At 74.9% G+C, this 12,343-nt stretch carries 9 protein-coding genes; 2 read left to right on the plus strand and 7 right to left on the minus strand.

Features of this window, described 5'->3' with window-relative positions:
• The coding region (locus ACFT55_RS14475; RefSeq protein WP_380244538.1) for a hypothetical protein at positions 1-1,041 on the minus strand (1,041 nt) is incomplete at its 3' end.
• A gap of 614 nt (positions 1,042-1,655) precedes the next feature.
• Complete coding sequence (ligA, locus tag ACFT55_RS14480; RefSeq protein ID WP_380244539.1) at positions 1,656-4,061, minus strand: NAD-dependent DNA ligase LigA; 2,406 nt, start codon at positions 4,059-4,061, stop codon at positions 1,656-1,658.
• 143 nt (positions 4,062-4,204) lie between these two features.
• Here ligA and ACFT55_RS14485 point away from each other — a divergent pair, with 143 nt between their 5' ends.
• The gene (locus ACFT55_RS14485; protein ID WP_380244540.1) at positions 4,205-5,701 is read left to right on the plus strand and encodes a flavin-containing monooxygenase; all 1,497 of its coding nucleotides are present in this window, start codon (positions 4,205-4,207) and stop codon (positions 5,699-5,701) included.
• Between the two features lie 48 nt (positions 5,702-5,749).
• On the opposite strand, the gene ACFT55_RS14490 is transcribed toward ACFT55_RS14485, so the two are convergent.
• The 5 genes from ACFT55_RS14490 to ACFT55_RS14510 all read right to left on the minus strand — a co-directional run bounded on the left by ACFT55_RS14490 (position 5,750) and on the right by ACFT55_RS14510 (position 9,898).
• Complete coding sequence (locus tag ACFT55_RS14490; RefSeq protein ID WP_380244541.1) at positions 5,750-6,979, minus strand: hypothetical protein; 1,230 nt, start codon at positions 6,977-6,979, stop codon at positions 5,750-5,752.
• Positions 6,976-7,509: an ATP/GTP-binding protein gene (locus tag ACFT55_RS14495; protein ID WP_380244546.1), complete on the minus strand. Its 534-nt coding sequence runs from the start codon at positions 7,507-7,509 to the stop codon at positions 6,976-6,978. The genes ACFT55_RS14490 and ACFT55_RS14495 overlap by 4 nt, the downstream gene beginning before the upstream one ends.
• A gap of 88 nt (positions 7,510-7,597) precedes the next feature.
• Positions 7,598-7,960 (minus strand): DUF742 domain-containing protein, encoded by a 363-nt coding sequence (locus ACFT55_RS14500; RefSeq protein ID WP_380244542.1) that lies wholly within the window; start codon positions 7,958-7,960, stop codon positions 7,598-7,600.
• Between the two features lie 10 nt (positions 7,961-7,970).
• Positions 7,971-8,414 carry a roadblock/LC7 domain-containing protein gene (locus ACFT55_RS14505; protein ID WP_380244543.1) on the minus strand — a complete coding sequence of 148 codons (444 nt, stop codon included), beginning with the start codon at positions 8,412-8,414 and terminating at the stop codon, positions 7,971-7,973.
• On the minus strand, positions 8,411-9,898 hold the full coding sequence (locus ACFT55_RS14510; RefSeq protein ID WP_380244544.1) for a hypothetical protein: 1,488 nt from the start codon (positions 9,896-9,898) through the stop codon (positions 8,411-8,413). The genes ACFT55_RS14505 and ACFT55_RS14510 overlap by 4 nt, the downstream gene beginning before the upstream one ends.
• Before the next feature lie 157 nt (positions 9,899-10,055).
• Here ACFT55_RS14510 and ACFT55_RS14515 point away from each other — a divergent pair, with 157 nt between their 5' ends.
• Positions 10,056-12,287: a prolyl oligopeptidase family protein gene (locus ACFT55_RS14515; protein ID WP_380244545.1), complete on the plus strand. Its 2,232-nt coding sequence runs from the start codon at positions 10,056-10,058 to the stop codon at positions 12,285-12,287.
• Positions 12,288-12,343 lie beyond the last annotated feature (56 nt).

The raw sequence follows: 12,343 nt of genomic DNA on the forward strand, positions 1-12,343 counted from the left end.
GCCGCACTCCGTCGCCACCCCGACCTGGCGGCCGCCGAGCACCTGCGCGGCGGCCGCGAGCCGGCGGCCCGCGCCCTCGACCCCGTCCTCGTGGTGCAGCACCCCGAGGTAGAGCTCGGTGGCGTCGTCGAGCGCGAGGTCCGCGAGCGGGGCGACGTACGCGACGTCGTCCCGGTCGATCGGCACGGGCAGGTGCACCCACGTGAGAGGCCGCGGCACGGCAGCGACCAGCGCGTTCGCCATGGCGACCAGGTGGGCCGTGTCCGCCGGCTCGACGAAGTGCTTCTCGGCAACGTCTCCGTAGCAGAGGTGGAAGCCCAGCTGCACCGCGGGCGGGACGTGCGCCGCGAACCGCGCCGCGCGGCGGGCGCAGCCCTCGATGACGTCCTCGTCCCCGCCCGCACCCCGGTCGAACCAGGCGCGCGCGGCGCCGCCGCCGAGGTTCGCGCCCTCGACGAACGCGAACTCGGTGGCGAGGTCCACCTGGACGGCGAGGTCCTCGGCCGGGATCGCCGAGCAGATTTCCGCCAGCTCGCGCACGAGCGCCGCCTCGTACACCGGGTGCACCGCGGCGCGGTCGGCGGGCGCGACGAAGGTCGTCACCGCCGCGAGGGGCGACGGGAGGCACACCTGGAAGCGCGTGCCCGGCGCGATCACGCCCTCGGCGCGCAGAGCGACGAAGTCGGCGTACGACGCGATGGCCGCCTCGGCGTAGCCGAGGGGTCCGAACCGCAGCTCGTCGGCCGGCACCGAGCTGTCGAGCACGTGCGGCCGCACGTCGAAGCCGGCAACGACGACGGGCTCGTCACCCAGGCGGGTCAGGCCGGCGACGGCCTCGAACCGCGCGCCTTGGAACAAGATCCAGTGGAACCGCTCGCCCACCTCGCCGTCGGGGATGCGGCGGACGTGCTCGCCCAGGTGCGACGCGACCGTCCGCAGCGTGTCGCGCGCGGTCGGCAGGTTCACCGAACCGACGAGGTGCGCACCGCGCAGGGACAGGTCCGACGAGGAGAACGGGTTCGAGGCGAGAGTGTCCGGCACCCGCGCATCGTAGCCGCGGGCGTCAGCCGTCCTCTGGGGCGTCCGCAGTGCCTCCATGTTTCGGCACCGGCCCAGCTCAGCAGATCGTCGTCATCGCGAGTCGCCACCGAGGTCCGGGTCGCCATCGGGGACAACTCGGAACACGAAGCGACAAAGAAAGTCACCTCTACCGTGCGCAGCCCTATTTCTTGTCGCGATGCTTGGCCACCGCAGAGGCGATCCCACCCACCATCACGACGACGATGACCAGCGTGAATATGTGCCATGGGAGGATCTCCATATTGCGGTCCGCCTCACCCTCACGTTGCGAACGGCGCCCGGACAGTGCAGGCGTCCTGCGTTGGCGGCGCAGACGCTCCTCGGAGTCACTCTGGATCGACGCGACCTTGCCGCCCCTCTTGGTGCCTGCACATTAAGCGGTGAGCTCATGGCGACGCGACGGACAGTGCCCATCTTGCAGATCTCGCAAGGGCGCGTCAGTCCCGCTTTCATGTGTGGGGCCGCGCGCCGTACATGACGAAGCCAACGAGGGCGACAGGCGGGCGCGACTCGGGTCGTCCCACGTCCGCCATGGTGGTGGACGTGGACGACGACATCGGGCGCGTGCGCCCGGGTTAGCCCAGCGCCGCCGGGCCCTCCTGGAGCAGGCGCGTGAACGCGTCCTCGTCGAGGATCGGCAGGCCGAGCTCCTCCGCCTTGGCCGCCTTCGACCCCGCGTTCTCGCCGACGACGACGTAGTCGGTCTTCTTCGAGACCGACCCGGCCGCCTTGCCGCCCGCGGCGAGGATCGCCTCCTTGGCGCCGTCCCGGCTGTAGCCCTCCAGAGACCCCGTGACCACGACCGTCAGGCCGGCGAGGGGCCCGGTCGGCCCCTCGTGCGCCTGCGCCGCCATCGCCGCAGGGCCCGGGTGGTCGGGGATCCAGGTGCGCACGCCCGCCGCCTGCCAGCGGTCGACGATCTCCCGGTGCCACTCCACGTCGAACCAGGCCAGCAGCGCGTCCGCGATGATCGGGCCGACGCCCTCGACGGCGGCCAGCTCCTCGCGCGACGCGGCACGGACCGCGTCGAGCGACCCGAACCAGCCCGCGAGCGCCCGGGCGGCCACGGGGCCGACGTGACGGATGTTGAGGCTGACGAGGATGCGCCACAGGTCCTTGGTCTTGGCCAGCTCCAGCTCCTCGAGGAGCTTGGTGGCCGCGGCCGTGGGCTCGAACTCCGGCAGGCTCTCCCCCGCGGCCTCTGCCTCGGCGCGGCGCGAGCGGCTGTGCGTGACCTTCTTGCGGAACGGCGTGCGACGGCGCGCGACGCCGTCGTCGTCCACCTTCGGCAGGCCGGTCTCGGCGTCGCGCACCACGACCTCGATCGGCAGCAGCTGCTCCAGCGTGAGGTCGAACAGGCCGGCCTCGGTGCGCAGGGGCGGCACCTCCGGGACCTCCGGCTGCGTGAGCGCCGACGCCGTCACCTCGCCCAGCGCCTCGACGTCCAGCCCGCCGCGCGAGCCGATGTGCTCCACCCGCCCGCGCACCTGTGCCGGGCACGTCTCGGCGTTGGGGCAGCGCAGGTCGACGTCGCCCTCCTTCATCGGCCGCAGCGGCGTGCCGCACTCGGGGCACTCGGCGGGCATGACGAAGTCCTCGCGCGGGTAGCCGTCGTCGGCCAGCGCGGTGACCGGGCCGAGGATCTCCGGGATGACGTCGCCCGCCTTGCGCAGGACGACCATGTCGCCGACCCGCACGCCCTTGGCGCGCACGACGTCCTGGTTGTGCAGCGTCGCCTGCCGCACCGTGGAGCCGGCCACCAGGACCGGTTCCATGACGGCGTAGGGCGTGGCACGGCCGGTCCGGCCGACCCCCACCTGGATGGCCAGGAGGCGGGTGGTGACCTCTTCCGGCGGGTACTTGTAGGCGATGGCCCAGCGGGGTGCCCGGCTGGTGGCGCCCAGGCGCCGCTGGTCGGAGAGGGCGTCCACCTTGACGACGATGCCGTCCAGCTCGTGCTCGATGTCGTGGCGGTGGGCGCCGAAGTGCTCGATCATCTCGACGACGCCGTCCACGCCCTCGACGACCCGGTTGTGGGGGGAGACCGGCAGGCCCCACCGTGCGAAGTGCTCGTACGCCTCCGACTGCCGGGACAGCTCGGTGTGCTCCCCGGCCGTCCACTGCAGCGCGCCGACGCCGTGCACGTACAGCCGCAGGGACTCCACGCGGGCGAGCCCGGCCTCGAGCTCCATGCCCTCCTTCTTGTCGAGCAGCTGCCGCAGGCCGCCGGCCGCGGCGTTGCGCGGGTTGGCGAACTGCGGGAAGCGACGGAGCGCGGCGACCCGGGCGCGCTCCTCGTCGAACGGGCGCGCCGCGGTGGCCCGGCCGCCGTGCCGCTCACGGCTCTCCGCGACGACCCGGTCGCGCAGCTCGGCCTGCAGCTCGTTGAGGCGGGCGAACGCCGCGACGGGGATGAAGACCTCGCCGCGGACATCGACCAGGTCGGGGTGCCCGTCGCCGTCCAGCCGGCGCGGGATGTCGGCGATCCGCAGGGCGTTCTGCGTCACGTCCTCGCCCGTGCGGCCGTCCCCGCGGGTCGCGGCGCGCACGAGCCGCCCCTTCTCGTAGAGCAGGGCGATCGCGAGGCCGTCGATCTTCACCTCGGACAGGTAGCCGACGCGGTCCGCCCCCAGGTCGCGGGCCACGCGGGCGTCCCACGCCCGCAGCTCCTCCACGGAGAACACGTTGTCGAGGCTCAGCATGCGCTCGACGTGCTCGACCGTCGCGAAACCGCCGGCGGCCGCGCCGCCCACCCGCTGCGTCGGGGACTCCGGGGTGGCGAGGGCCGGGTGCGCGGCCTCGATGGCCTGCAGCTCGTGCATCCGCGCGTCGTACTCGGCGTCGGACACCCGGGGGGCGTCGTCCTCGTAGTAGGCGCGCTGGTCCTCCTCGACCAGGGCGACGAGCTCCGCCCAGCGACGCTGGGCGTCCGCCTCGTCGGGCACGGCGTCAGGCACGGTGTCGGGTGCGGTGTCGGTCACGGGCCCATCTTGCCGCGTGCCGCCGACACCGGCCGTGCCGAGGCTGCCGAGCCGCCCGACCTGCGGGAAGACCTGTCGGACCGCTGTCCGAACCGCTACGATTCTGGCGATTTGGCCCCTCTCGACCGACCACAAGGACGCTCATGAAGATCGCCGTCGTCGGCGCCGGCTTCGCCGGCCTGGCCAGTGCCAAGGTGCTCCGCGAGTTCGGGCACGACGTGTCCGTGTTCGACAAGACCCCCGACGTCGGCGGCGTCTGGAGCGCCAGCCGCCGCTACTCCGGGCTCACCACCCAGAACAACAAGGGCTCGTACGCGTTCTCCGACCTGCCGATGCCGAAGGACTACCCCGAGTGGCCCAGCGGCGAGCAGGTGCAGGCCTACCTGGAGCGGTACGTCGACCTGCACGACCTGCGGAGCACGCTGCGCCTGTCCACCGAGGTGGTGCGCGCCGAACTCACCGCGGCCGAGGACGGCTGGCTCGTCACCGCGCGCCGCGCGGGCGACGCCGTGGGCGACCCGGAGCCGTTCGACCACGTCGTCGTCGCGAACGGCATCTTCTCCGACCCCGTGATCCCCCGCTTCGAAGGGCTGGCCCAGCTCCTGCGCGCCGGCGGCAAGGTCGTGGCGGCCAGCCAGCTCACGTCGCTCGAGGACGCGCGCGGCAAGCACGTGGTCGTGGTCGGGTACGGCAAGTCCGCCTGCGACGTCGCCGCCGAGCTGGGCCGGGTGGCGGCCAGCACGCACGTGGTCGCGCGGCACCTGCTGTGGAAGCTGCCGAAGAAGCTCGGCAACGCGCTCAACTACAAGTACCTGCTGCTGACCCGGATGGGCGAGGGCCTGTTCCGCTACCAGACGCTGTCCGGCGGCATGGAGAAGTTCCTGCACGGCCCCGGCGACGGCGTGCGGAAGTCCATGCTGTCGAGCGTCGGTGCCGTCTCCACCAAGCAGCTGCGCCTCACCGAGCTCGGCCTCGTGCCCCGCGGCGAGTTCGCCGACATCGCCCGGTCGACCGTGTCGCTCGCCACCGACGGCTTCTTCGACCAGGTCGCCGACGGCGCGATCCGCGTGCACCGCGACACCGAGGTCGAGCGGCTCGGGACGGACGACGACGGCGCCCCGGTCGCCGTGCTGGACGACGGCACGACCGTGCCCGCGGACCTCGTCGTGTGCGGCACCGGCTTCCACCAGCGCGTGCCGTTCCTCGACGACGACCTGCAGGCGCGGCTGCTCGACGACCGCGGCAACTTCCAGCTCTACCGGCAGGTGCTGCCCCACGACGTGCCGCACCTGACGTTCGCCGGGTACAACTCGTCGCTGTTCAGCCCGCTGTCGGCCGAGATCGCCGCGCTCTGGACCGCGGGCCACCTGGCCGGCGCGGTGCGGGTGCCGCCCGTCCAGGTCCGGCGCGAGCACGTGGCGAACCGCGTGGACTGGATGGAGAAGCGCACCGAGGGCAAGCACGCCCGCGGCACCAACGTCATCCCGTTCTCGCTGCACCAGATCGACGAGATGCTGGACGACCTCGACCTGCGGCTGCCCGCCCCCACCCGCGCCGCCCAGTGGCTGCTGCCCGTGGACCCGAAGGCGTACCGGCACGTGACCGAGAAGCTCCGGCGGCGGGTCGGGCAGACCGCCTGACCGGCCCGCGCGGGCCCCCGGCCGAGGCGTCCGACGACTCCCGAGCCGTCAGACGAAGCGGACCGGGAGCTCGCGCGGGTGGCGCACCCACGCCGAGCGCACCGGCACGACGTCCTCGGGCGCGACGGCCAGCTCCATGTCGGCCACCCGGGCCAGGAAGTGGCCCACGACGGTCCGCGTGATCAGCGGGGCGGTGCGGTGCGCGGGGCAGGCGTGCGCCCCGGTGCCCCACGTGAGGTGGAAGCGCGCGTCGACCTGCTCCCACGGGTCGGCCGCCCGCACGGCGCGGTCCGCGTTGGCCGCGGCCACGGCGGGCACGACGGCGTCCCCGGCCGCGATCGCCTGCCCGCCCAGCTCGCAGTCCGCGAGCGCGTAGCGGGGGCGCAGGTGCGGCAGCGGCGGCGCGTCCCGGGCGACCTCGTCGAGGGCGTCGTCGAGCGAGATCCGGCCGCCGTGCAGCCGGGCCGCGAAGCCCGGGTCCGCGAGCAGCCGCTGCAGCGCCGTGGCGATCCACGCGATCTCGGCGTCGTGGGCCGTGGCGAACACGAGGCCGACCGCGCCCATCACCTCGAGGTCGTTCGCGTGCGCAGGGTGCGCGAGCAGCGCCGACGTGAGGTCGTCGCTCGGCTCGGCCCGGCGCGCCGCGACGAAGCCCGCGAGCAGGTCCTCCGCCTCCGTGGACGCCTCGTACGCGTCCGCCGTGCCCGAGCGCTGGGTGACCGTGAGCTGGTGCAGGCGGCGCGCGTCGGCGAGGGTCATGCCCAGCAGGTCCGCGAGCACCCTCACGGGCACGTCCACGGCGTACTCGGCGACCATGTCGGCGCTGCCCCGCGCGGCCAGCCGGTCCAGGACCGAGGTGCAGGCCACGTCGACGGTCCGCACGACACGCTTCTCCTCGGCGGCGTCGAGGGCGTCGGCCAGGGGCGTGCGCAGGCGGCGGTGCTCCGCGCCGTCGCGGTCGTGCGCGCTGTCGCGCTGCGCGAGGACCGCCCGCGTGGGCGAGCGCCAGGCCACCTTGCGCTCCGCCTCGTAGCGCCACCGCCGTGAGTCACGCGTGAACAGGGCCTCGTTGCGCAGCACCGCGGCCACCTCGGCGTGCCCCAGCGCGAGCCACGCCGGGACGCCGGGCTCGAGGTCCACCGGGGCGAGGGCGCCCCACCGCGAGCGCAGGGCCTCGTACTGGCGGGCCGGGTCGGGGGCGCCCGCCAGGTCGGCCAGCAGCGGCCGGTCCGCGACCTCCTCCAGCGCCACGACGCGCACGGCGCCGGTGAGGCTCACGCGGCCGCGCTCCCGCCCGCGAGCCGCACGGCGTGCGCGACGAGCGCCTTGAGCGCCTCCACCGCCTGCCGGCGCTCGCGCAGGTCGCCCGACACCACCGGGGTCCCCGGCGCCAGGTCGAGGGCGCTGCGCACGGCCTCCGTGGAGTGCTGGGGCGCGCCGGGGAACTCGTTGACCACGACCGCGACAGGCAGGGCCGTGTGCTCCTCCAGCTGGTCCAGCACCTCGAAGCTGTCCTCCAGCCGGTTCGTGTCCACGACGACCAGCGCGCCGACCGCGCCGTCCGCCAGCCCGGCCCACAGGTCCCAGAACCGCTTCTGCCCCGGCGTCCCGAACAGGTAGAGCGCCGTCGACCCGCCCACGGTCACGCGGCCGAAGTCCATCGCCACCGTGGTCGTCGTCTTCGCACCGAGCCGCGGGTCGACGCCCACGCTCGCGGCGGTGATCGTCTCCTCCGTGCTGAGCACGGGGATCTCGCTCACCGCGCCGATGAGCGTCGTCTTGCCGACGCCGTACGCGCCCACGACCAGCACCTTGACCGACCGCTCCACCGTGGGGGCGAGGTGCAGCGCCGCCGCGTCCACCTCCGCGGGCGCCTGCACGGGCACCTCCGCCGGCTCAGAAGCGCCGGAGCCCATCGAGGACCTCCTCCAGCAGGTCGAGGCGCGGGTGGTCCTGCGGCGCGGCCGAGCGGACCGCCAGGTAGCCGGCGTCGAGCAGGTCGGAGGCCAGCACGGCGACGAGGCTCGTGGGCAGCCGCAGGTACGCGGCGAGCTCGGCCAACGAGAGCGCCCCGCGGCAGGTGGCGAGGAGGGCACGCTCGTGCCGGCCCGCCCCGCGGGGCAGCTCGCGACCGTCGTCCACGGCGCACAGCAGGGTCTCGGGCCGCAGCGTGTTGCGGCTGGGGTGCGCGCGACCGCCCGTCAGGACGTAGGAGCGCACCGGGTGGTCGCGGAAGCCGTCCGCGGGGGCGATGGGCATCGGGTCCCCCTCAGCGCTCGGTCGCGGGCTCGGCGGGGCGCAGCACGTCGGTGCCGAGCGCACGCTCGCCGATCATGAGCACCTGGGCCTGCATCTGCTGGGCCACGAGCCCCGGGTCGACGGCGGCGTCGGTCACGACGGCCAGGCGCGACCCGTCCCCCGCGCCCCGCACGAACAGGAAGCCGCCCTCGAACTCGACGAGCACCTGGCGCAGCCGGTCGCCGGCGCCGAACTCGCGCCCCATGCTCGTCCCGAGCGCGACGAGGCCCGCGCAGGCCGCCGCGACCTTGTCCGCCGTGTCCGGCTCAGTGACGTCGGTGCGGACCTTCACGAGGCCGTCGGAGCTGAGCACGACGGCGTGCCGCACCCCGCGCACGCCCGCCACGAGGTCGAGCATCCAGCTGTCCGGGTGCGCGGCCGGGAGCGGCGTCGTGCCGGTGGTCTGGGTCGTCATGAGTCCTCCGGTGTCCCGTCCGGCACGCCGGCCGGCAGGGTGTCGTGGGCGAGGGGGTCGTGGGCGTGGGTGTCGTGCACGGTGGTGTCATGCACGGTGGTGTCGTGGACGGTCGCGGTGGGCACGGGCGCGGGGTCGTCCGCGGCACTGCCGGAGAAGAACGCGCCAAGCCACGCGCCGGCCTCCTCCGCCGTCTGGTCGGGGGCCGCCGGCCGCGCGGCGGGAGCCACCGCGTGCTGGGCGCCGGTGGCGGCGTCGCCGCGGCGCGAGCGGCGCTGCGGCAGGACGGGCGGCGCGGCGGCGGACGACATCGGCTGCTCGACCGCGCCCGCAGCCTGGGAGGGCTCGCCCGGGGCGGACGGCCCAGGCACAGCGGGCGCCGCGGGTGATGCGGGCCCTGCGGGCGCTGCTGGCACCGTCTCGCGCGGCCGCTCGGGCCAGACGTCGTCGACGCTCGGCGCCAGCGCCTCGGGGGCGGTAGCCGCCGCGGTGGTCAGGTCGCCGGGCACCATGACGACGGCACGCAGGCCGCCGTACACGGACTCCATCAGGTCGACGCGCAGGCCGAACGCGCGAGCGTACGACCCGACGACGGCGAGGCCCGTCTGCGGGACCTCGCCGAGGTCCGCTATGCCGACGGGCTGCGCGCCGGACGCGATCGCGCGCACGCGCTCCAGCTCGCGGGTCACCATGCCGACGCCGCAGTCGTCCACCTCGATGACGGCGCCGCGCTGCACCTGCCGGACCGCGACCAGCACCTGGGTGTTCGGCGGGGAGCACTGCGTCGCGTTCGCGAGCAGCTCGGCGACGACGTGCACGACCGGCTCGACCGCGCGGCCGAGCACGGCCAGCCCCGGGTCGCCGGACACCTCGACGCGTGCGAAGGCGGTGATGCGGCCTGCGGCGGCCCGGACGACGTCGGGCAGCGGGAGCGGGTCGTCCCAGGTCTGCCCGGGGCGGCGGCCGCAGAGCGCGACGAGGTTCTGCGCCTGCCGCGCGTGCTGGGCGGCGGCGTGGTCGATCCGCATGGCGGTCTGCAGGACGTCGGGGTCGGCCGAGTGGCGCTGCACCGCGCGCGCCGCCTCCTCCTGGATGCGGTGGGCCGACGCCTGCACCTTGCGGCCCAGCGCGACGACGGCGGTCTCCACCGCCGCGCGCTCGTCGGTGCGGGCCGCGCGGTCCCGGGTCTGCTGAGCCGCCGCCTCCTGGAGCCCACGGGTCGCCGCGGCCAGCGCGTCGGACTGGGCGACGCGCTCCTCCCGCACGCCCCGCCACGCCGTCTCGGCGCCTCGGGCGGCCCGCGTGAACAGCGCAGCGGCGACGACGACGAGGAGCGCCCCGGCGCCGGCCAGCGCCCAGGCCTCGGCGCGGGACAGCCGGTCGGCGAGCGCCGGCCCGGCCAGCGCGCACACGGCGGCTGCCGCAGCGCAGAGCGAGGCCGCCGCGCGCGTCGCGCGCGTGCCGGCAAAGGTCGTCGTGCTCACCACACCCCCGGGGGTGGAAAGGGACGGGTCTCTCGGAACGTCCATACGGGATTTACTGCTCTGACCAGGAGTTTCTACCACGGGCCCCCCGCGGGTGAAAGAGGCCGTGCCGCCGGTGCGGCGGGTTCCCCGGCGGGCGGCGGCTAGGGTGCCGAGCATGACCGCCGAGCGCACCGCGACCGCCCCGCCCACCCCGTCGGACACGCCCCTGGACCCGGCCGCCCCGGACCCGTTCGCGTGGCTGGAGGACGTCGAGGGCGAGGCCGCGCTGTCCTGGGTGCGCGAGCGCAACGACCACGCGCACGCGACCGTCGGCGCCGCGCCCGGGTTCGAGGCCAGGCAGACCGCGGTCCGCGAGGTGCTCGACTCCGACGAGCGGATCCCCGACGTCTCCCGGATCGGTGACCACCTGTACAACTTCTGGCGGGACGCCGCGCACGAGCGCGGGCTGTGGCGGCGCACCACGCCCGACTCCTACCGGACCGACGCGCCCGAATGGGAGACGGTCCTCGACCTCGACGCGCTCGCCGCCGCCGAGGGCGAGAGCTGGGTGTGGCACGGCGCCTCGCTGCTGCGCCCGACGCCGGAGCAGCTCGCCGCGGGCGAGCCGTGGCGCCGCGCCCTGGTGGACCTCTCCCCCGGGGGCTCCGACGCCGACGTGACGCGCGAGTTCGACCTCGTCGCCAAGCGCTTCGTGCCGGCCGCCGAGGGCGGCTTCGAGCGCGACACCGCGCGGGCCGACGGTCGCACCGGCGCGAAGGGCGGCCTCGCGTGGGCCGACGAGGACACGGTGTACGTGTTCACCGACTTCGGGCCGGGGACGACGACGCCGTCCGGCTACCCGCGGATCGCCAAGCTCTGGCGCCGCGGGACCGCGCTGGACGACGCGGTGGTCGTGTACGAGGGCACCGACGACGACATGTACATCTCCGCGCGACGGTCGCGTACCCCCGGCTTCGAGCGAGACGTCGTGAGCCGGTCGATCGCGTTCTTCCGGTCCGAGACGTACCTCGTCGAGTCCGTCGGGACCCCCGCGCAGCGGCTGGTGAAGGTCGACGTCCCGGAGTCCGCCGAGGTCGGCTTCCACCGCGAGTGGCTGCTGGTCGAGCTGCGCGACGACTGGACCGTGCCGGCCGACGAGGCCGCGGGGCGTGCGGAGCGCACCTACGCGGCGGGCTCCCTGCTCGCCGCGCCCGCCGACGCGTTCCTCGCCGGCGCCCGCGACCTCACGGTCCTGTTCGCGCCGACGCCGTCCACCTCGCTGGTCGGCGCGGCGTGGACGCGCCACCACCTCGTGGTGAACGTCCTCGACGACGTGAAGAACGCCGTGCACGTGCTCACGCCCCCGGCGGACGCGGCACCCGGCGCCGCCTGGACCCGCTCGGAGCTGGCGCTCGGCGGCGGGCTGCTGACCGTCGGGGTGCGCGCCGTCGACGCCGTCGACAGCGACGACGTCTGGGTCACGACGACCGGCTACCTCACGCCGTCCACGCTCGCCGTCACGACCGTCACCGGGCCGGCGGCGGCGTCGGTCGTGCCGGCCGTGCCCGAGCCCCTCAAGGCCGCGCCCGCGTACTTCGACGCCACCGGCATGGTGGCGGACCAGCACTTCGCCACCTCCGACGACGGCACGCGCGTCCCGTACTTCGTCGTCGGCCGCGAGGAGCTGGTGCGGCCCGCCGACCCGAGCACCCCCGGCACCGCGCCCACCCTGCTGTACGGGTACGGCGGCTTCGAGATCCCGCTGCTGCCGGGGTACTCCGGCACGGTGGGGCGGGCGTGGCTCGCGGACGGCGGCGTGTACGTGGTCGCGAACATCCGCGGCGGCGGCGAGTACGGCCCCGCATGGCACCAGGCCGCCCTGCGGGACAAGCGGCACAAGGCGTACGAGGACTTCGCCGCCGTCGCACGGGACCTCGTGGCCCGGGGCATCACGACCCCCGCGCACCTCGGGGTGCAGGGCGGCTCCAACGGCGGGCTGCTGGCGGGCAACATGCTCACCCAGTACCCCGACCTGTTCGGCGCCGTCGTCGTCCAGGTGCCCCTGCTGGACATGAAGCGCTACTCCCACCTGCTCGCCGGCGCGTCCTGGATGGCCGAGTACGGCGACCCGGACACCGAGGACTGGGAGTTCGTGCGCACCTTCTCGCCGTACCACCTGTTCGACGCGGCCCGGGACTACCCGCCCGTGCTGTTCACGACGTCGACCAAGGACGACCGCGTGCACCCGGGGCACGCGCGCAAGCTGGCCGCCCTCATGCTCGCGGCGGGCGCCGACGTCACGTCCTACGAGAACGTCGAGGGCGGGCACGGCGGCGCGGCGAACAACGCGCAGGCCGCGCACATGTCCGCACTCGCCTGGACCTTCCTGCGCGAGCGCCTCGCCTGACCCGCACCCGCTGACGTTGTGGGTACGAAAACGGCGAGAATTGCGGACGCAATTCT

Source organism: Isoptericola sp. NPDC057191, assembly GCF_042670225.1.
In the GTDB taxonomy this organism is placed as follows: domain Bacteria; phylum Actinomycetota; class Actinomycetes; order Actinomycetales; family Cellulomonadaceae; genus Isoptericola.

Excerpts from the sequence above, each read along its gene's own strand:
- ACFT55_RS14485 (WP_380244540.1), top strand. The coding sequence starts at position 4,205 with ATGAAGATCGCCGTCGTCGGCGCCGGCTTCGCCGGCCTGGCCAGTGCC.
- ACFT55_RS14500 (WP_380244542.1), bottom strand. The coding sequence starts at position 7,960 with ATGCCCATCGCCCCCGCGGACGGCTTCCGCGACCACCCGGTGCGCTCC.
- ACFT55_RS14505 (WP_380244543.1), bottom strand. The coding sequence starts at position 8,414 with ATGACGACCCAGACCACCGGCACGACGCCGCTCCCGGCCGCGCACCCG.
- ACFT55_RS14515 (WP_380244545.1), top strand. The coding sequence starts at position 10,056 with ATGACCGCCGAGCGCACCGCGACCGCCCCGCCCACCCCGTCGGACACG.